The 19,619-nt window shown below is 77.0% G+C and carries 16 protein-coding genes; 11 read left to right on the top strand and 5 right to left on the bottom strand.

Features of this window, described 5'->3' with window-relative positions; genetic code table 11:
• The first annotated feature begins 14 nt into the window (after positions 1 to 14).
• The 6 genes from VSR01_RS33885 (at position 15) to VSR01_RS33860 (ending at position 6,777) form a co-directional block, all read left to right on the top strand.
• Positions 15 to 1,193, top strand: a complete 1,179-nt coding sequence (locus VSR01_RS33885) for an alginate lyase family protein (protein WP_326452807.1) — start codon at positions 15 to 17, stop codon at positions 1,191 to 1,193.
• Positions 1,194 to 1,392: 199 nt separating this feature from the next.
• Positions 1,393 to 2,208, top strand: coding sequence for a hypothetical protein (locus tag VSR01_RS33880; RefSeq protein WP_326452806.1), 816 nt, complete (start codon positions 1,393 to 1,395; stop codon positions 2,206 to 2,208).
• A 231-nt stretch (positions 2,209 to 2,439) separates the two neighbouring features.
• The gene (locus tag VSR01_RS33875) at positions 2,440 to 2,880 is read left to right on the top strand and encodes a hypothetical protein (protein ID WP_326452805.1); all 441 of its coding nucleotides are present in this window, start codon (positions 2,440 to 2,442) and stop codon (positions 2,878 to 2,880) included.
• Between the two features lie 123 nt (positions 2,881 to 3,003).
• Positions 3,004 to 3,555 carry an RNA polymerase sigma factor gene (locus VSR01_RS33870; protein WP_326452804.1) on the top strand — a complete coding sequence of 184 codons (552 nt, stop codon included), beginning with the start codon at positions 3,004 to 3,006 and terminating at the stop codon, positions 3,553 to 3,555.
• A 3-nt stretch (positions 3,556 to 3,558) separates the two neighbouring features.
• On the top strand, positions 3,559 to 5,196 hold the full coding sequence (locus VSR01_RS33865) for a hypothetical protein (RefSeq protein ID WP_326452803.1): 1,638 nt from the start codon (positions 3,559 to 3,561) through the stop codon (positions 5,194 to 5,196).
• Between the two features lie 201 nt (positions 5,197 to 5,397).
• The gene (locus VSR01_RS33860) at positions 5,398 to 6,777 is read left to right on the top strand and encodes an MFS transporter (protein WP_326452802.1); all 1,380 of its coding nucleotides are present in this window, start codon (positions 5,398 to 5,400) and stop codon (positions 6,775 to 6,777) included.
• Positions 6,778 to 6,935: 158 nt separating this feature from the next.
• On the opposite strand, the gene VSR01_RS33855 is transcribed toward VSR01_RS33860, so the two are convergent.
• Positions 6,936 to 7,946 (bottom strand): helix-turn-helix transcriptional regulator, encoded by a 1,011-nt coding sequence (locus tag VSR01_RS33855; RefSeq protein WP_326452801.1) that lies wholly within the window; start codon positions 7,944 to 7,946, stop codon positions 6,936 to 6,938.
• Between the two features lie 266 nt (positions 7,947 to 8,212).
• Between VSR01_RS33855 and VSR01_RS33850 the strand changes: the two genes are divergently transcribed.
• Positions 8,213 to 9,142 (top strand): aldo/keto reductase, encoded by a 930-nt coding sequence (locus VSR01_RS33850; protein WP_326452800.1) that lies wholly within the window; start codon positions 8,213 to 8,215, stop codon positions 9,140 to 9,142.
• 58 nt (positions 9,143 to 9,200) lie between these two features.
• On the opposite strand, the gene VSR01_RS33845 is transcribed toward VSR01_RS33850, so the two are convergent.
• The 3 genes from VSR01_RS33845 to VSR01_RS33835 form a co-directional block, all read right to left on the bottom strand.
• On the bottom strand, positions 9,201 to 11,054 hold the full coding sequence (locus VSR01_RS33845) for a DUF4139 domain-containing protein (protein WP_326452799.1): 1,854 nt from the start codon (positions 11,052 to 11,054) through the stop codon (positions 9,201 to 9,203).
• Positions 11,055 to 11,057: 3 nt separating this feature from the next.
• Entirely contained in the window at positions 11,058 to 13,505 is a 2,448-nt protein-coding gene (locus tag VSR01_RS33840; protein WP_326452798.1) for a DUF4139 domain-containing protein, read from the bottom strand.
• Between the two features lie 243 nt (positions 13,506 to 13,748).
• The gene (locus tag VSR01_RS33835) at positions 13,749 to 14,762 is read right to left on the bottom strand and encodes a GlxA family transcriptional regulator (protein ID WP_326452797.1); all 1,014 of its coding nucleotides are present in this window, start codon (positions 14,760 to 14,762) and stop codon (positions 13,749 to 13,751) included.
• Positions 14,763 to 15,054: 292 nt separating this feature from the next.
• On the opposite strand from VSR01_RS33835, the gene VSR01_RS33830 reads away from it, so the two are divergent.
• Positions 15,055 to 15,420: a cupin domain-containing protein gene (locus VSR01_RS33830; RefSeq protein ID WP_326453961.1), complete on the top strand. Its 366-nt coding sequence runs from the start codon at positions 15,055 to 15,057 to the stop codon at positions 15,418 to 15,420.
• Between the two features lie 73 nt (positions 15,421 to 15,493).
• Here the strand turns inward: VSR01_RS33830 and VSR01_RS33825 are convergent, their stop codons facing one another.
• Entirely contained in the window at positions 15,494 to 17,089 is a 1,596-nt protein-coding gene (locus VSR01_RS33825) for an FAD-binding protein (RefSeq protein ID WP_326452796.1), read from the bottom strand.
• A gap of 457 nt (positions 17,090 to 17,546) precedes the next feature.
• Here VSR01_RS33825 and VSR01_RS33820 point away from each other — a divergent pair, with 457 nt between their 5' ends.
• The 3 genes from VSR01_RS33820 to VSR01_RS33810 all read left to right on the top strand — a co-directional run bounded on the left by VSR01_RS33820 (position 17,547) and on the right by VSR01_RS33810 (position 19,485).
• Positions 17,547 to 18,053, top strand: a complete 507-nt coding sequence (locus VSR01_RS33820; protein WP_326452795.1) for a signal peptidase II — start codon at positions 17,547 to 17,549, stop codon at positions 18,051 to 18,053.
• Positions 18,054 to 18,145: 92 nt separating this feature from the next.
• Complete coding sequence (locus VSR01_RS33815) at positions 18,146 to 18,673, top strand: NUDIX hydrolase family protein (protein ID WP_326453960.1); 528 nt, start codon at positions 18,146 to 18,148, stop codon at positions 18,671 to 18,673.
• A 14-nt stretch (positions 18,674 to 18,687) separates the two neighbouring features.
• Positions 18,688 to 19,485, top strand: a complete 798-nt coding sequence (locus VSR01_RS33810; protein WP_326452794.1) for a nucleoside/nucleotide kinase family protein — start codon at positions 18,688 to 18,690, stop codon at positions 19,483 to 19,485.
• The last annotated feature ends 134 nt before the right edge of the window (positions 19,486 to 19,619 follow it).

Here is a 19,619-nt window from a genome sequence, read left to right as displayed (position 1 = left end):
GGCGGCGGCCCTCGATGCTCGCCGCGGCAGCGGGCGCGGTGGCGGCCCTGGTCGCCGGGCTGCTCGTCTGGCCCGGCGGCGGCCGGCAGGCCAGCGCCGCCCCCGCCGCCTTCGTGCACCCCGGGGTCGTGCTCGACACCGCCCAACTCGACTTCGTCCGCGGCAAGGTGCAGGCGAACGCCGAGCCGTGGAAGAGCGCGTACGACCAGATGATCGGCAGCTCGTACGCGTCGCTGTCCCGTACCCCCAAGCCGCGCGCCACCGTCGAGTGCGGGTCGTACTCCAACCCCGACTACGGCTGCACCGACGAGCGCCAGGACGCGATCGCCGCGTACACCGACGCGCTGGCCTGGTACATCACCCGCAACAGCGCCTACGCCCAGGAGTCCATCAAGCTCATGGACGCGTGGTCGGCGACGATCACCGCGCACACCAACAGCAACGCCCCGCTGCAGACCGGCTGGGCCGGCTCGTCCTGGGCCAAGGCCGCCGAGCTGATCAAGTACACCTACACCGGCGGCTGGCCGAACCAGGCCCGCTTCGCCACCATGCTGCGCACCGTCTACCTCCCGGAGATCATCAACGGCTCGAACTCCAACGGCAACTGGGAGCTGACGATGATGGAGGCGGCGACCGGCATCTCCGTCTTCCTGGACGACGCGGCGGACTACGACAAGGCGATGGCCACCTTCCGCACCCGCGCCGCGGCGTACGTCTACATCTCCGCCGACGGCTCGCTGCCCAAGACGGTGCCCAGCCAGCACCTCGACACCCGCGACAAGATCATCGCGTACTGGCAGGGCCAGTCGACCTTCGTGGACGGCGTGACGCAGGAGACCTGCCGCGACTTCACGCACACCGGCTACGGCATCTCGTCCATCTCGCACATCGCGGAGACCAGCCGCATCCAGGGCGACGACCTCTACGGCACCGACATCGGCGAACGGCTGCGCCAGGCGCTGGGCTTCCAGTCCAAGTACGAGCTGGGAACCACGCCGCCGAGCTGGCTGTGCGGCGGCTCGGTGAACCGCGGACTCGGCCCGGTCACCGAGCCGGGGTTCAACGCGCTGCACACCCGGCGGGGCGTCGCGATGACCAACACGCAGGCGCTCACCGAGCAGAACCGGCCGGCCGGCACGAACAGCCTGTTCGTCGCCTGGGAAACGCTGACCAACGCGAACAACCCCAACTGACCGGCCACCGGCGGCGGTTGCCCGAGGAGGGGGCCGCCGCCGGCATGCGGCCAGGCGGCTCCGGCCGCCGCCGGAGCGCAAGGGGTGACCGCAATAGGGGTGTTCGTGGGGGTATATCCGCCTGCTTGACACGGCGATCGCGGCTCAGCAGGCTGAGCGCCTCCCCCCGCTCCATCCCTTTTTCCCAGGTTGGTTATCCATGCGCGTCTTCTCCGCGGTAGGGGCCACGGCTGTCGCCGTGGCGGCCACCGCCCTGCTCGCCCCTGTCGCGTCCGCCGACGCCCCGGGCGACAACGGCACCATCAAGATCCATGACGCGAAGACCGGCGAGGAGCTGGTCAAGAACGAGCCGCACGTCTGCACGTTCTATCTGGACGCGTTCTTCTTCGACGGCCGGCAGCAGGCCGCCTGGGAGATCGACACCCAGGCGCCCACCACTCCCAAGGACGTCGAGGCCGACAGCGGCTCCATCACGCTCGACGGCCAGGGCCACGGCCGCACCGCGGACATCAGCCTCCCCGACGGCCACTACAAGCTCACGTGGAACTTCGACGGTGAGCACGGCAAGGCCAAGCAGAAGGTCTTCTGGGTCGACTGCTCCGGCCAGACCGGCTCCAACGGCGGCTCCTCGGGCGGCTCCAACGGCGGCGGCGCCAACGGCGGTTCGACGAGCGGTTCCAACGGCGGCTCCAACGGCGGCTCGCCGACCGGTGGTTCGACGGGCGGCGGCGCGACCGGCGGTCCGACGGGCGGCACCGGCGCCTCCGGCGGCTCCGCCGGCAGCACGGTGACCGGCGGCTCGTCCGGCGGCGCCACGCCGACGACGGGCACGGACACCGGCACGGCCACCGCGTCCTCCTCGGCCGCCGCCGCGGGCTCCTCCGGCACGCCCGGCAGCGGCAGCCTCGCCTCGACCGGCACCTCGGTGATCGGCGTCAGCGCGCTGGCCGCGGTCCTGCTGGCGGGCGGCGTCGCGGTGCGGTTCCGCCGCAAGGGCGCGCGTCGCCACCTCTGACGCGGCACCGCCCGTCGCCCGAGCCCCGGGCGGCGCACGAGGTCGCGCAGACCCCGGCGCCGCCCGGCCACCACGGTCTCCGCGGCGGGGTGCGGGGCCGGACCCGGAGACGGGTCCGGCCCCGCACCCCGCCGCGGTGTGATGGTGTGATGTTTTTCCGGTCCGCTGCGCCTTCCTCAACAGCCGCGATCCGCGGCCGACGGCCCGCCGGCGACTGGAAGGAAACCCCGTATGGAGCAGGTGGCGCATGCAGTGAGCAATCCGCCGGCCGGTGTCCTGGCCTCTGTCCTGGCCTCCCGCGCCGCCGCCGACATGGTCATCATGGTGCGCGAGGGGTCCGGAATCCGGCTGGACTACACGCCCGCCAGCCTGTCCCTGGTGGACCGGATCATCGACGGCATCCGGCGGGAGAAGCCGCCGGCCGAGGCGCTCACGGACACCCTGACCGGTTTCGGCGCCTACCTCGGCGAAGTGCTCGTACGCTGTGCGGGAGCCGCATGGGTGGACTTCGACCCGGCCCAGCGCGATATCTTCGGGCAGCCGTTCGGGATACGCACTCCCGACGGGCGGGTGTGGAACCCGCTCGGCAAGGCGGCCAAGAGATACCGCAACGGGCCGGAGGACAGCCTGCGGCTGTTCTACCTCTCGGTGGTGGGCCAGGCACGCGTGTGACCCCCGCCGGTTGAGGGGCCGAGACCGGGCCGGCGCAGGTGCGGAGTGGAAGCGGGGCCGCACCCGCCGGGTGAGCACGAAGAGGACGTAGTGGGCAAGGCGGAACTGCGTCGGCACCACAGGATGGGCGATTCCGAGCTGGGCGACGCGGTCGCCCGGGCACAGGCCGGCGACCACGGCGCGTTCGGCCGCGTGTACCGGGACGTCCACCCCATGCTGCTCGGCTACCTGCGCGGTCTGATCGGCGACGAGGCGGACGACATCGCCTCCGAGACGTGGCACGACATCGTGCGGGACCTCGGCCGGTTCCGCGGCGACGGGCTGTCCTTCCGCAGCTGGGCGGCGACCATAGCCCGGCACCGGGCGCTGGATCACGTACGCCGGGTCAGCGTCCGGCCGCGCACCACGGAGCTGGACGAGCGGGTCGCGGAGCCCGTCTCCGGCTGGGACTCCGAGGGGCTCGCGCTGGAGAACCTGTCCACCGAGCGGGCGCTGGCGCTGATCGCGGAACTGCCGCAGGACCAGGCCGAGGCGGTCCTGCTGCGGGTGGTCCTGGGACTGAACGGCCCGATGGCCGCGGAGGTCCTCGGGAAGCGCCCGGGCGCGGTGCGCACCGCCGCGCACCGCGGCCTGAAACGTCTGTCGGAGCGCCTCAGCGGCGCCGAGGAGAAGTAAGCGATGAGCGAGAGCCGAGACCAGCACCCGGGCCGGGCCCCCGCACCCGGGCCGGGCCCGCACCGGGACGGCGACGGCGCCGGTGATCCGGAGCGGGCCGCGGGCGGCACGGGCGGGGCGGCGGTTCCGCGCTCCGACGCGCGCACGGACCGCGGCGAGCCCGGGGAGCCCGGCGCGGACCGGGGCGCGCAGGAGCGCGACGCGGCCGGTGAGCCCGCACCGGCGGTCGACGACACGGCCGGCCGGCCAGGACGCGAGGACGCGGACCGGGACCCGGGAGAGCGCGACGGCGCGGGTGCGCCCGGACAGGCCGACGAGGCGGTCGACGACACCGCCGGCCGGCCAGGACGCGAGGACGCGGACCGGGACCGGGGAAAGCGCGACGGCGCGGGTGCGCCCGGACAGGGCGACCAGGCGGTCGAGGACACCGCCGGATGGCCGGGGGGCGAGGACGCGGACCGGTTGCTGGACGGCGTCCCGCTTCCGGCGGAGTCCGCGACCGGACCCGGTGCCGCGGCGCTGGTCCGCCTGCTGGCGGCTGCGGCCGAGCCGCTGCCCGGCCGGCCCGGGGACGAGGAGGCGATCCTCGACGCGTTCCGCAACGCGGTGGCCGCGCGGGCGGCGACCGACGCGAGGGCCGACGCGAGGACCGACGCTGCGGCCCTCTCGGGCTTCGACACCGAGGGCGTCCAGGCCGCCGGCGCGAGGAGCGCCTTGTCCGCCGACGGCGCCGCCACCGCCGACGGCACCGGCCGGGGCGCCGCGACGGAGGCGGCCGGGAGCGCGGGAGCCAGGAGCGCGGGGGCCACGGCCGGGACGTTTGCCGGCGCCGGCACGCCCGCGCCCGCCCGGACCGTGCGGCGGGGTCCGCTGCGCACCCGCGACCGGACCCGGCCGGGCGCGGGGTCCCGGCGGGTCGGCCGCGGTGTGCTGGTCGGCGGCGTGGTGGCGGTCTTCGCGCTGGGCGGCGTCGCCATCGCCGCGCAGAACGGCGCGCTGCCCGGTCCGTTCCACTCCGGCGGCGGCACGCCGTCGCCCTCAGCCTCCGCCTCGGGCTCCGCGACCGCCGGCCGGCCCGGCGGCCCGGGCGCGGAACACCCCGCGGGCGGCGACGCCTCGCCGGCCGCGCCGGGCGCCGGAACGGTCTCGCCGAACGCGGCGCCGCCCGGCGTACGCGGGCTGTGCGAGGCGTACCTGAAGGACGTGGACGGCGGCAGGTCGCCTTCGGCGAACGCGCTGCCCCGGCTCGCGCAGGCGGCCGGCGGCGCGGACCGGATCGACGCGTACTGCCGGGCGCAGCGCGAGGACCAGGCGCGGGAGACGACGCCCGGCGCGTCCGAGGGCGCCTCGCCAGGCGGATCGCGGAGCACCTCGCAGGGCGCGCCGCAGAGCACCTCGCAGGGCAGGTCGACCACCAGCGCCGACCCCACCCACCCCGTGCACCCGACGCACCCCACCCGCCCGGCCCACCCGACGCACCCGGCGACCCCGGCCCCGGCGCACACCGGCGCCGGCGGCTCGGGCGACGCGTCGTCCGCGAACGCCCCGTCCGGCACCGCGTCCTCCGGCGCCGCATCCGGCAACGCTTCATCGGGCGCCGCGTCCTCCGGCAACGCCTCGGCGGGCGCGAACGCCCGCTGACCGCACCCGCCGCGTCCGACCGCCCCGCCCGGCCGCTCCCCGTCCGGCCGCCGCGCGGCCCGCCGCCGACCACGGGCGCCGCCGAGGACTCCCACCCCCCAACAAAGCACTCAAACCCGGCAATTCGCCGCAAAGCCACCACGTATACAGTGTCCGAGGCGGTACGGCCGGGGGCCGGCACGGACAGGGAGGCACGCAGCGGTGGGGATCGTGGGCCGGCGCAGGCAGGCCGGAAGGACGTCCCCGCCCCCGCCGGGCGCGCCGCGCCCGCAGCACCCGGCCACGCTGACGAGCCTGATCCCCGCCGTCTTCCTGCCGGTGCTGATCTTCGAGACCGGCATGGGCGCGCTCGCGCCGGTGCTCGCGCTCAGCGGGCGGGCGCTCGGCGCGGGCGTCGGCGCCGCCGGGCTGGTGCTGGCGCTGCTGGGCGTCGGACAGATCCTCGGCGACGTGCCCGCGGGGGCGCTGGCGGCCAGGCTCGGCGACCGCAAGGCGATGCTGGTCGCCTCGGGCGTCTCGGCGGTCACCCTCACCGGGTGCGCGCTCGCCCGCAGCGTGTGGCAGCTCGCTGCGGCCGTGACGGTCACCGGCGCGTCGAACGCGGTGTTCATGCTGGCCCGGCAGTCGTACCTGACCGACGCGGTGCCGCCGGGGCTGCGGGCGCGGGCGATGTCGACGCTGGGCGGCATGTCGCGGGTGGGCGCGTTCGCCGGGCCGTTCCTCGGCGCGGCGGTGCTCGCCGGGCGGCCGGTGCACGACGTCTACTGGCTGGCGCTGCTGTGCACGGCGGCCACGGCGGCGGTGCTGCTCGGCGTACCCGAGGTCGCCGAGCCCTCGGCCGCCGAGCGCGAGCCCGCGTCGGTGCGCTCGGTGCTGCGCGCACACCGCAGGCTCTTTTTGACCCTCGGCGTCGCGGTGCTGCTGGTCAGCTCGGTGCGCGCCACCCGCCAGACGGTGCTGCCGCTGTGGGCCGAGCACATCGGCCAGAGCCCGTCGTCGACCAGCGTGGTCTTCGGCATCGCCGGGCTGGTCGACACGCTGACCTTCTACCCCTCGGGCCAGGTGATGGACCGCGCCGGGCGGCTGTGGATCGCCGTGCCGTCGATGCTGGTGCTCGGCCTGTCGCAGGCCCTGCTGCCGCTGACCCACACGCTGGTCGAACTGACCGTGGTCGCGATGCTGATGGGCTTCGGCAACGGGATCGGCAGCGGCATCCTGATGACGCTCGGCGCGGACGTCGCGCCGCCGCGCACCCGTTCGCAGTTCCTCGGCGTGTGGCGGCTGTGCGCGGACTCCGGCTCGGCGGGCGGCCCGCTGGTCGTCTCGGCCGCCGCCGCGCTGGGCAGCCTGGCCGCCGGCATCTCGGCCATGGGCGCGGTGGGCCTGGTCGCGGCGGCGGCGCTGCTGCGCTGGGTGCCGCGCTACTCGCCGTTCGCGACGACCGGCACGCGCCGCGCGAGCACCCGCGTCGCCGGCACGGCCGCGCCCGGCCCCCGCTCCCGGCCGTCCCCGTCCCGCCCGGACCACGCGCCGTCCGGCTCCCCGGACGACCAGGGGCGCGACCGCGACCGCGGCCCGTGAGCGCTGCCGCACCGCCGCCGGAGGCGCGCGGAGGCGGCCGGCCGGGCGGCGCGTCGGCGGACGCGCGGACCGGGGCCGGCGGCGTTGTGGGCGCGCTGGACTGCGGCGGACGCACACGCCGGGGCCCGGACGGCCCTGCGCGCTCCCGCCGGGCGGTCTCAGCGGGCGGGTCCCGCTCCCGCGGCGGTACGCCGGCGGATCCTGCCGCGGGAGCGGTCCGGCGCGCGGTCGGCGGGACGGTCGGGGACGCGGTCGGACCCGCGGTCCCCGCTCCTGGCCGCCTTGCGGGCGAGTTCGCGGAAGGCGCGGGCGGTGGGCGTGGCCGGGTCGGCGGTGATGAAGACGACCTGCTGGTCGTCGTCGGGGACGACCAGCACGTCGCAGTCCACCCGCAGCGGCCCTGCCTCGGGGTGGTCGATGGTCTTCGCGCGGTGTCCGGGCGTCCGCACCGGGTGGGTGTCCCAGATGTCGCCGAACTCCTCGCTGCCCTCGCGCAGTTCGGCGAGCAGCCGGGCGAGGTACGGGTCCTCGGGGTAGCGGGCGGCTGCGGCGCGCAGCCGGGACACGGCGATGCTGCCGAACTCCGCGGTGGCGCCGGCGTCCCGGCGTGGACCGCACTCCAGGAAGTACCGCCGGGCCAGGTTCGGCCGCCCGCCGCGGCCGTTCCCGCGGCCGTCCCCGTCCCCGCCGCCGTTCCCGCCGTCGCTCACACCGCCGTCGCCCATCGCGTCGCCGAGGTCGCCGATCAGCCCCTCGATCAGCGCGCCCGCCAGCGGGTTCCAGGCGATCACGTCATACGTGGCGTCGGTGACGACCACTCCGGCGTCGGGGATGCGGTGCATCAGCCCGGCGACGTAGGGCCGCAGGGTGCGGACGGGTCGCGCGGGCGCCGCCTGGGGCACGCCGGCCAGCCGGAAGAGGTGGCCGCGCTCGGCGCGGTCGAGGCGCAGCGCGCCGCCGATGCCGTCGAGGATGCGCGGCGACGGGCGCGGGCCGCGGGCCTGCTCCAGCCGTGCGTAGTACTCCGGGGACATCGCGGCCAGCGCGGCGACCTCCTCGCGGCGCAGCCCGGGCGTGCGGCGGCGCGGGCCGTCCGGCAGCCCGACGTCGGCCGGGCGCAGCCGCTCCCGCCGGTCGCGCAGGAACCGCGCGAGTTCCTCCCTCGCCATGCCCACCACCGTCCTCTCTGCGCCGCCGCGCGCCCCGCGGCGGCATCGCGGGCCGCACCGCGCCCGGCCACGGCATGTGACCTGGGCCGGAGCACCGGGGCCCGCGCCCGCGACACGTCCAGCCTGGCATCGACTGTGCCTGGATCGGGCCCGACGCGGGCGGCATCGTCGTCGGTGACGAGCATTCCACCCGCACCGGTCGCCGGTCTCGGCACGGCTCCCGCGCCGGCCGTCCGCCGGTCCCCTCCCCCGAGGATGGCACGCCCATGAGCACGAGCAGCACCCCCTCCCCCTCCCTCACCGCCGCCGGCGTCCCGCGGGCAGGCGGCGCCGGGACGCTCGGCGACCGCACGGTCTCCCGCGTCGGGTTCGGCGTCATGCAGCTCGAACGCCTGCGGGACGATCCGGACGCGGCGGTCGCGCTCCTGCGCCGGGCCCGGGAACTGGGCGTCGACCACGTCGACACCGCCGAGTTCTACGGCGACGGCTTCTGCAACCGGATGATCCGCGAGGCGTTCCGGCCCGAGGACGACGTGGTGGTGGTCAGCAAGGTCGGGGCCGACCCGAACCCCGGCGGTGAGCGGCCGCTGCGGCCGGCGCAGCGGCCCGAGCAGCTGCGCGCGAGCGTGGAGGCCAATCTGCGCAGCCTCGGGCTCGACCGGATCCCGGTGGTGAACCTGCGCCGGCTGGACACCCGGCCCGGCCTGCAGGCCGAGGGCGACCAGATCGTCGACGTCGACGACCAGCTCGCCGTGATGACGGCGCTGCGCGACGAGGGCAAGATCGGCGCGATCGGGCTGAGCGGCGTCCTGCCGGAGAACCTGCGCCGGGCGCTGCCCGCCGGGATCGTCTGCGTGCAGAACTCCTACAACGTGATCTCGCGCGAGTTCGAGGACATGCTGCGGCTGTGCCGGCGCGAGGGCATCGCCTGGATGCCGTTCTTCCCGCTGGGCAGCGCCTTCCCGGGCTGGCCGAAGGTGACCGAGGTCCCCGCGGTGGCCGAGGCGGCCCGCGCGCTCGGCCGCACCCCCGCGCAGATCGGCCTGGCCTGGCTGCTGCACCACGCACCGAACATCCTGCTCATCCCCGGGACCGCCGACGCGGGCCACCTGGAGGCCAACATCGCCGCGGGCGCGGTCGTGCTCGACGCGGACACCATGGCCGCGCTGGACGCACTGGACGCCGAACACTCCTGACGCCGGGCATTTCTGACGCCGCATCACCTCACCCGCCGCGCGAGGGCCGCGGCGGTGGTCAGAGGCCGGTCACCGCGCTCGTCGCGCTCATCTCGTGGACGAGCACGATCTCGCGGCGCTCACCGGGCGCCAGCCGCGCGGTCCAGCGCACGATCCCGTCGGCGTCGATCTCGTCCGGTGCGGGGCGGCAGGCGTCGGCGAGGACGCGCACCTCGACGGCCGAGACCTCGGAGACGGGCACCCGTTCGCGGATCACCACCTCGCGCGCGGCGCCGTCGCCGGGGTCGTCCAGCCGGGAGACGAACAGCCGCACGGTGCGGGTGACGACGGTGCGCTGGTTGATGCCGGCCAGGCCGGTGGTGTCGCGCCGCTCCTCGACGTGGCGGACCACGCGGAAGGCGTCCTCGCTGCCGAAGCCGAGCCGGACCTCCTCGCCCGCGCCGGCGAAGTCCACGGCGGCGCGGCCCGCGCTGCCGCTGCCGCGCACCAGGTCCACCGGCCCGGCGAGCAGCACGTGCCCGGCGGAGTTGGCGAACCGCGCGGTGGTCACGACCAGCGGCGACAGCTCCGGCGCGCAGGCGTCCTCGGTGTCGCAGGGCGCGGTGAACGACGACAGCGCGACGCGGTACGGCCGGCCGTCGCAGGGGACGCGGACCGGCCGGGGCGCGGTCAGGACGCGCACCGCGCCGCCGTCGTCCAGGCCGGGCAGCGGCGCGCCGCCGGCCGCTCCGGGTCCGGCCGCGCCCCCGTCCTCGGCGCCGTCCGCGCCGTCCGGGGAGTCGCCGCCGACGGTGGCGATGTCCTCCTCGCGCAGGTCGACCTCGATCACCCGGCGCTCCTCGGCGGTGCGGTCGCGCAGCACCAGGAGGTCCTCGGCCAGGTCGGGCGGCGACGCGGCGAGCGTCGGGCGCGCGGTGGACAGCGACAGCCGCACACCGTCCCAGTCCTCGCCGGTGTGCTGCCACACGAACGCGTCGGTCTCCAGCGTCACCGAGCCGCGGTCGTCGGCGAGCCGGGCCCGGTAGGCGGGCCGCCACAGCGCGCAGGGCACGAGGCCGACCACGCGCAGCAGCCCCGGCCCGGCCTCCGGCGCGTCCACCACCAGTTCCACGAAGGCGGTGAGCACCGGCGGTTCGTTCTCGGTCCGGGCCAACGCCAGCCGCGCGGCGTCCAGTTCCTCCTCCACGTCGTGCGATCGGCGGCCGAGCCGGTGCAGTTCGGCGATGCGCGCCTCCGCCTCCCGGTCGACGCGCTCCAGCCGGTCGGCCCAGCGCTCGGGGTCGGCGTCGCCCGCACCCGCGCCCTGCGCGATGTCCCGGTGCAGGTCGGCCTTGGCCTGGCGCACCACGGCGAGCGCGCTCTGCGCCCGCTGCCGCAGTTGCCGTACCTCGCGCGACTCGCGTTCCAGCGCGTCGAGTTCGCGGCGCAGGCGCGAGGCGTCGGGGCCGGGGCGGCCGGGCGGCGCGGGGGTGTAGGCGCGGACCACGCGGGCGTCGACCACGCGGGCACGGGAGGCGCCGGGGGCACGCGGGGCGTCGCCGCCGTCCGGCGCGGCGGTCTCGTCGGACGCGGCGATCTGGCCAGGCGCGGTGATCTGGTCAGGCGCGGCGGCCTCCTCCGGCGCGGTGATCTCGGCGCGCAGCGAGCGGTCCACGGTCAGGGCGGTGACCGGCCCGATCCGCAACCGCTGGACCCCCGCGGCGAGCCGGACGGGACCGGTGCGCTCGACCTGGGCCCGGTCCTCCAGACAGGTGACGGCGGTGACCGGCAGGAAGAGGGCCTCCGGCACGCCCTCGGCGTCGCCGCCGGAGCCCGGACCGTCGGGGCCGAACCCCTGCGGGCCCGCGGCGGAGCCGCCGGTCCCGCCGGACGGTGCGTCCGGCGCGCCGGGCGTCTGCGTGTCGACGGTCATGGTTCAGTTCCTCCGGTTTCCGCCGACGAGCGACTTGCCCGCGGGGACGCGGATCTCGTACCCCCCGGTGAGGGTGGCCGTCCGGCCCGGCGCGAGGTCGATCCGCCAGACCCGCGCGCCGCGCACGTACCTGCCGTCCTGGCCCTCCAGCGGCTCCTCCGCGCGCTCCCAGGCCGGCTGCGCGCGGTGCTCCTCGATGCGGACGTCCTTCTCCTCCGACACCGGGACGCGCTCGCGGACCTCCAGCGAGACGGGGTACGGCAACCGGTTGGCGACCTCGATCTCCACCGTGTGGTCGAGCACGGTGGTGCCGCCCCTGAGCCCCGCGGTCGACTCGCGCATCCGGGTGCGCCGGGCCACCTGGACGCTCTCCGCGACCCCGACGCCGACCGACTGGCGCTGGCCCGGTGCGAGCGTCGGCAGCGCCGCGGTCAGCGCGAAGTCCCCGTCCACCATCACGTCGACGGGTCCGGCGAGCAGCGCGTGCGGCGAGGTGTTGGTCAGCAGCACGGTGCCGAAGACCGCGCTGTCGACGGCAGGGACGCACACATGGCGTGACTCGGTCAGCACCGCCGTCTCGCCGATCGGGACGACGTGCCACCGGCCGTCGGAGGCGACGTCGGCGGGCGCGGCGGTGTCGAAGCGGTAGTCGAACGAGCCGGCCGAGGCCCGTACGTCCACCGCGTGCGCGGGCCGGGGCAGCCGGCCGACCTCGTCGGCCGCCCGGCGGCGCTGCTGCGCGCCGACCCGGCCGAGCCCCGCGGGCGCCGGGCGCAGCGTGCCGCGGGCGTCGGGCGCGTCGGGGCCGGCCAAGGTCAGCGCCGCGTAGTCGAGCAGGTCGGCGCCGGGGGACGCGGGGCCCGGCGGCTGCGCGGAGACGTCTCGCGCCGGGGCGTCGTGCACCGGGGCCTCCCGCGCCGCGCCGAACGCCGCGGACCGCCGTACGGCCATGGCCTTCGCGGCCATCGGCGCGGCGGACCGGCTGCGGCGGGCGCGCTCGTGCACCGCGTCGCCGACGCCGGGCGCCGCGCCGGGCGCGGGCGGCGGCACGCTCGACGGGAAGGGGGCCGAGGCGACGCCTTCGGCGACACCGCCGAGCGCGCCGTCCCGCGCCGCCCCGAATGCCGGCAGGTCCTGCGCGGCCGCGTCGTACCCGGCGAACAACTCCGCGAGCCCTGCTGGCGGTTCACGCCATCCGGGAGCCGCGGGCTCCTGCTGGCTGCGCCCGATCCGCAGCGAGCGCAGCCGCGGCAGATCGGCGCGCCGCAGCAGATCGGCGGTGGACAACCCCAGCCGCACCCCGTCCCAGTCCTCGCCGGTGCGCTGCGCGACGCACGCCCGCAGCACCAGCGTCCCCTCGCCGCTGCGCCCGTCCATCCGCAGCTGGTAGGTGGGCACCCAACTCGCCCCGGGCACGTGGTACTCGACGTCGACGTCGATGACGTCGATCGCGCCGCCGGAACCCCCGGAACCGCTCGAACCCCCGGAGCCCCCGGGGTCGCCCGAGCCGCCGGGGTCGGCCGCCGTGCGGTCCCGCGCCCGCGCGTCGGGACCGGAGGGGGCCTCGGGGGCCCGGCGGTCCCCGGACGCCCCGGCCGCAGCCCCGGAGGTGCGGGCCAGGGTGAGCACCGCGGTGACCACGGGCGTCGCGCGGCCGGTGTCGACCGCCGTGGACGCCTCGTGGAGCCGGGCGCGCAGCACGTCGGCGGCGTGCTCGGCGTCGGCGAGTTCGTCCTCGACGGCGCGCAACCGCCCCTGCAGGAGGCCGAGTCGGCTGTCGACGAAGCCGGCCAGCGCGAGGAAGGACTCGACCGGCGCCCAGCGCGGCGGCTCGCCGCGCCGCGACTGCGGGGGTTCGGCGCGCAGCTCGGCGACCTCGGCGATCTCCTGCTCCAGCCGCTCCTTGCGGTCGCGCAGCCCGGCGCAGCGGTCCTCCGCGTCCTCCAGGTCGAGCCGCACCGCGGGGAGCCGGTTGGCGCGGCGCAGCGTCGCGGTCAGGTCCGCTCGGATGCCGACGACGTGCCAGCCGCCGGGGCCGGCCACCACCCGGCCGCGCAGGGAGTGTTCGACCAGGGTGAGGGGGAACCCGCCGACGCGTACGGTGACGTCGCCGTCCCCCGGCGGGACGTCGACCCGGGCGCGCCGGGTGCACACCGCGCCGGCCGCGTGCACCACGACGGAGGTCAGCGCGGAAGGGGCCGGGGCGTTCTCCGCGGCAGACGAGCCCGACGAACCCGAAGCGTCCGACGAACCCGAAGCGTCCGACGAACCCACCGCGTCCAGCGAGCCCGACGAACCCGAGGCGTCCGACGAACCCGGGCCGCCCGCGGCACCCGAACCGCCGGGCGCGCGCGACGCACCCGCGTCACCGGATCCGCCCGCCGCCCCGGACCCGCCCGCGCCGGCTGCCGCACGCCCGGCCGCAGCGGCCGCGTCCACGTCCTCGCCCACGGTGTCTCCCCGTTTCCCGCGCCGGCCGGTCCGATCCGCCGAACCGCGCGCTCACCCGCACGCGCGAGGCCCGGACGGACAGCTGCCGCCCCTCGATGTCCGTGGTGTCCGCTCACCCGCACGCGCGAGGCCCGGACCCGTCCGTACCCTAGCCCAGACCCGCGGCCCACCGGCGCGGGAAGCCGGTGCCGCGCGCCCGCGCCGCCGCCGGGCGCGCACCGGCCCGGCGGCGGTGTCCCGCCGTCACCTCGCCCGGCCGGCCGGGGCGTCGGGGCCGGCGCCGAAGCGGGCCCGGTACGCGGAGGGGGTCAGGCCGGTGGTGCGGCGCATCAGGGCGCGGAGGTTGGCCGCGGTGCCGAGACCGCTGCGGCGCGCGACGATCTCGAAGCGGGACTCGCCGCGTTCGATCAACCGGCAGGCCAGGGCGAGCCGTTCACCGGTCAGCCAGGCCAGCGGCGTGGTGCCCAGCTGGGCCCGGAAGCGCCGGTGCAGCGTCGCGGGGCTGACCGCGGCGCGCGCCGCGAGGTCGGTCACCGCCAGCGGCGTGTCCAGCCGGGCCTGTGCCCACTCCAGCAGCGGGGCCAGGGACTCGTCGGGCGCGTCCGGCACCGGCCGCTCGATGAACTGCCGCTGCCCGCCGTCGCGGTGAGCGGCGAAGACCAGCCGCCGGCTGACGGAGTTGGCGACCTCGGCGCCGTGGTCGCGGCGCACGAGGTGCAGGCCGAGGTCGAGGGCGGCGGCGCTGCCCGCGGAGGTGAGGATGTCGCCGTCGTCCACGAACAGCACGTCCTCCTCCAGCCGCACCGAGGGGAAGCGGGCCCGGAAGTCGTCCGCCCACTGCCAGTGCGCGGTGGCCCGGCGGCCGTCGAGCACCCCGGCCTCCGCGAGGGTGAAGGCGCCGCTGCAGAAGCCGACCAGCCGGGCGCCGCGGCGGTGCGCCCGCCGTACCGCGTCGAGCACGGCCGGGCGGCGGGGCGTCGCGACGTCGGGCCGGTTGGGCACGATCACGGTGTCCGCGGCGTCGGCCGCCTCCAGGCCCGCGACGCCGGCGAGCGTGAAGAACCCGTCGCGCATCGTGGTGCGCGGCTCCGGCGAGCACAGCCGGAAGTCGTACAGCTCGCGGCCGATCTCGGGACGGCGCAGGCCGAACACCTCGGTGGCGCAGCCGAGTTCGAAGGGGTTGGAGTTCTCGTCGACGATCACCGCGACCCGGTGCGGCGGCGGCCCGGATGCGGCGTGCGAGGATTCTTGCGCCATATGCGATTCCTAGCACTCACCGCGGGACCCGTCCACCACGGAGGATCGCGTCATGGACACCGGACACCGCGCTCACGCGCACGAAACCGACCGCGCGCACGCGCACGAAACCATCGGCCAGGACGCACGGGCGAGCGCGGGAAAGGGCCCGGGCGCCGCGGCGAGCGTGGGAAAAAGCCCCGGCGCAGCGGCGGACGCGGACACGCGCGCCGAAGGGGACGCGGGACCCCGCCCCGCAGCGAACGCCGGCGCGGGCGGCGCGCGGCGCGAGCCCGTCTCCCTCCACGCCGCCCTGGCCTCCTTCGACGCCCTGTGGAGCCCCCGCATCGTCACCCGCGTGAACGACTACGACGTGCGGATCGCCAAGGTGGAGGGCGAGCACGTGTGGCACGCCCACGACGACACCGACGAGTTCTTCCTGGTGCTGGACGGCGAGCTGCGCATCGCGCTGCGCGAGCCGGACGGCGGCGAGCGCACGGTGGAGCTGCCGGCGGGCGCGGTGTTCACCGTGCCGCGCGGCGCCGAGCACCGGCCCTCGGCGCCCGGCGGCGCGGCGATCCTGATGTTCGAGCCCACCGGGACGGCCACCGTGGGCGACCGCCACGACGAGGTCCCGGCACACGTCGACGCGACGACGGGCCACGCGCTCGACCTGTGAGGCCCGCCCCGGAACGGCTCTGCCCGCAGCCGCGCCGCCGGCCCGCGCGGTCCGCCCGCCCGCGCCCGCCCGCTCAGGCCCTCGGGAAGACGTTCTGCCCGGGTGCGAGCAGCCCGTTCGGGTCGTAGCGGTGCTTCACCGAGGCGAACCACGGCCACGCCCGGCCGTACTGGGCCCGCCAGTCGGCCGCGCTCATCGGGATGCTGCCGACCGGGTACTGGGTGCCGCCCGCCGCCCGTACCGTCTCGTAGACCTGGTGGTTGGCGGCGGTGCGCGCGGCGATCGCGGAGGGGTCGGCCGGGTCCAGCGTCCACAGCACGGCGAGCAGGTACGGCACCGGGTCGTCGGGCATCCGCAGCAGCGGGGCGTGCAGCCGGGCGCGGACCAGCGGGTAGAGCAGCACGACGCCGCCGGGTCCGATCTCCTGGCCGGCCAGTCCGTCGAGGATGCCGCGGGACAGGGCGGCCGCCCGGTCGCCGGGCAGCAGCACGTTGAGCCACGGATGCGACCAGGCCCACAGGCCGGCCTGCTGGAGCGCGGCCACACCGGCGGCCAGCCGGTCCAGGAAGTCGAGGTAGGGCAGCGTCTCGGCGGTGACCGCGCCGGAGGCGTCGTAGCGCAGCCCGCTGAGCAGCGCCGCGTCGTCCGGCTCGGGTCCGGCGGGCGGGCCGTACGCCACCGCCTCCAGCACGTAGCCGGTGTAGGCGCCGCCGGCGTCGGTCCCGACCGAGCCCTCCACGTACGCGAAGCGGTCGTCGGCGGCCAGCCGCCGCTGGTCGTCGAGGAAGACGTCGAGGTCGGTGTACGGCAGCAGGTAGTGGCGCACCGACACCGGCGCGGTGACCAGGCGCAGGGTGGCGGAGACGATGACCGCGCACTGGCCGAGTCCGGCGAGCACGGCGTGGAAGAGGTCGGCGCTGCGGGTGGGCGAGCAGGTGACGAGGTCGCCGGCGCCGGTAACGACGGTGAGCGAGGAAACGTTGTCGACCTGCGCGCCGTGCAGATGGCTCTGGCCGCCGAGGCCGCCGACCGACAGGGTGCCGCCGACGGACAGTTCGAGGTAGTCGGTGAACACCGGTGGCGTCAGGCCGTGGCCGGTGGTGGCCCGGACCACCGCGCTCCACACCGCGCCGGCGCCGACCGTCACGCTGCCGGTGCCGTCCGGGTCCGCGGTGACCGGGCCGATGGAGTCGAACGGCGAGGTCTCGATGATCAGCCCGCCGGCCACCTGGGCCTGACCGTTGGTGCCGTGGCCCTGGCCGCGGGCGGCCAGCGGGATGCCGTGGGCGTTGCAGAAGCGGACCATCGCGACCACGTCGGCGACCGAGCCGGGGCGCAGCACGGCGGCCGGGCGGCGGTGCACGATGTGGCCGAAGTCGTCGGCGTCGGCGTCCAGCGCCGCGGGGTCGGTCAGCAACGTCCCGTCGAGCGGCGGCACGTGGGCGAAGGCGCCCGGCGTGTCGTGCGGCCGCGGCGCGTCGGCGGCGCGGGCGTCCGGGTGCGGCGAGCGTGCGCCCGCGGTGATCCAGGACCGGGTCAGCGGGTCGAACGCGATCACCCCCACTCCGGCGACCAGGCCGTGCACGACGCCGCGCCGGCTCAGCGCGGTGCGGTCCGGCTGCGGGGTGAGGCGGGAAAGGGCGGTACGACGGGCGGGCTGCTGGGACATGCTCCCCCTCCGCAGCGGTCGGTGACCTGCTGCTGTGCGGTAGCGGCGGCCCCTGACCGGGGATCGGCGCGATGCTACCCCCCTCGTCCGGCGGTACGTCAGTGCCGCGCCGGGTCCGGGGCGGGGCCGGCCGCCGGGCGGCGGTCCCGCGCGGCCGGTGACTGATCCGGGGCCGCCCGGGGCACTGTCACGGTGCGGCCTCTCGCCGCCGCCGCGCGCCGCGTACGCTCGGTGAGGAACGGGCCTGCGATCAGCCCGGTGACCAGGAACGGTGACCGGGACGACCGGCCGGGACGCGCCCCGGACGGGTGGCCGGGCGGTGATACGGGACGGCGACGAGGGCCGGCGGGCGGACGACCGCCGGACCGGGCGGCCGGATGGGACGCCGTACCGACAGCGGGACCGGGACCGTAGCGGACGGCGGCCGGCGGGCCGACGGCGATGGGGAGGTGGAGCAGTGCGGCACCAGTACGTGCTGTGGACGACGGCGGCCGCGGGCCTCGCGGTGGACCAGACCACGAAGGCGATCGCCGCGGTGAGCGTGGAGGGCCACGAGCCCGTCCACGCGCTGGGCGGCGCGGTGACCTTCACCGCGTTCCGCAACTCCGGCGCGGCCGGCTCCTTCGCGCCGCACGCCACCGTCGTGTTCACGCTGCTCGCGCTGGCGGTGCTCGGCTTCATCGTGCGGGTGGCGCCCTCGGTGTCCCGGCCGGGCTGGGCCGCCGGGCTCGGGCTGATCTTCGCCGGCGCCGGGGGCAACCTCGCCGACCGGCTGTTCCGCACGCCGGGCTTCGGCCGCGGCGCGGTGCTGGACTTCATCCAGGTCGGCCACTCCGGCATCTTCAACCTCGCCGACCAGTGCGTGTCCGCGGGCGCGCTGATCGTCTTCGTCCAGGCGCTGCGCGGCGTGCCCATGCGCGCGAAGCCCGCGGCCGGCCCGCTGTACGAATCCGGCGGCCGGTGAGCCGCGCGGCCGGTGCCGGTGCGGCGGGGTCCGGCGCGGCATCGCCCGCCCGGCCCAACCCGCGGGCCACGTACGATGCGCCAATGGCTGACATGACCGAGACCACGCCCGGCTGGCTCTCCCCGGAACAGTTGGAGAGCACCCGCGCGCACATGCCGATCTTGTACGTCGACGCCGTGCCCGTGCGGGTGGACGACAGCGGGGAGGTCACGCACATCGGGCTGCTGCTGCGGATCGGCCCGGACGGGACGGTCAGCCGTACGCTCGTGTCCGGCCGCGTGCTCTACCACGAGCGGGTGCGCGACGCGCTGATCCGGCACCTGGAGAAGGACCTCGGCCCGGTCGCGCTGCCGCGGGTGCCCGCCTCGCTCCAGCCGTTCACCGTCGCCGAGTACTTCCCGACGCAGGGCGTCACGCCGTACCACGACCCGCGCCAGCACGCCGTGTCGCTGGCCTACGTGGTGCCGGTCGCCGGGGACTGCCGGCCCCGCCAGGACGCGCTCGACCTGGTGTGGTTCACGCCGAACGAGGCCGCGTCCGCGCAGTTGCAGCAGGAGATGCCGGGCGGCCAGGGCGTGCTGCTCAAGCAGGCGCTGGCGCACGTCGGCGCCCTGTCCTGACGCGGCGGCCGACGATGACCCTTCCCGGCGCGGCGGACCCCGGCGGCCGAAGCGGCTCCGGCGACCCGAGCGGCTCCGGCGGCCCGAGAGACCTGAGCGGCCCGGGCGACCTGAGCGGCCCGGGCGACCCCGACCCCGGGCCCGGCCCCGCGGCGCCCTTCCTCTACCCGGACCCGCCGCTGCGCGAACTGGCCGGGCGCGCGCTGGCGCTGACCGCGTCGGGGCGGGCGGTGCTCGGCGTCGTCGGGGAGCCGGGCGCGGGCAAGTCCACCGTCGCGGACGCGCTGCTCGCCGAGGTCGAGCGGCTGCGGCCGGGCGTGGCCGCGGCCGTCTCCATGGACGGCTTCCACCTCGCGCAGCGCGTCGTGGACCGCATGGGCAAGGCGGCGACGAAGGGCGCGATCGACACCTTCGACGCCCACGGCTTCGTCGCGCTGCTGCGCAGGACCCGCGAGGAGACGCGGCAGCCGGTGTGGTGGCCGGAGTTCCGCCGGGAGATCGAGGAGCCGGTGGCGGGGGCCGTCGAGGTCGCGCCGCGGCACCGCCTGGTCATCGTCGACGGCAACTTCCTGCTCGCGCAGGACCCGCCGTGGGACCGGGTCCGCGGCCTGCTCACCGAGGCGTGGTTCCTCGACGCCGACCCCGCCGCCCGCCGCCGGCGCCTGGCCGCGCGCTACGTCCGCTACGGCTTCGCACCGGAGCGCGCCCGGGCCAAGACCGAGGGCGTCGACGAGGACACCAGCCGGGCGATCCGCCGCGGGGCCGGCGCGGCGGACCTGGTGCTGCGCGAGCCGCGCGGGCGAGCCGGCTGAGCTCGCCGGGGCGGCCGGTTCGGGGACCGCGCCGGTCGAGGCCGGCCGTTCTCGGGGGTCCGCACGTCCTGTGGCGCACCCGGTTCCGGGCCGGCGGCCCCCGGGGGCGGTCCGGCTGGTCCGCCGCGCCCGCC

The organism is Actinacidiphila sp. DG2A-62 (genome assembly GCF_035825295.1).
Classification (GTDB): Bacteria; Actinomycetota; Actinomycetes; order Streptomycetales; family Streptomycetaceae; genus Actinacidiphila.
Note: the sequence above shows the minus strand (reverse complement) of the source record. Positions and strands in the feature narration are given on the sequence as shown.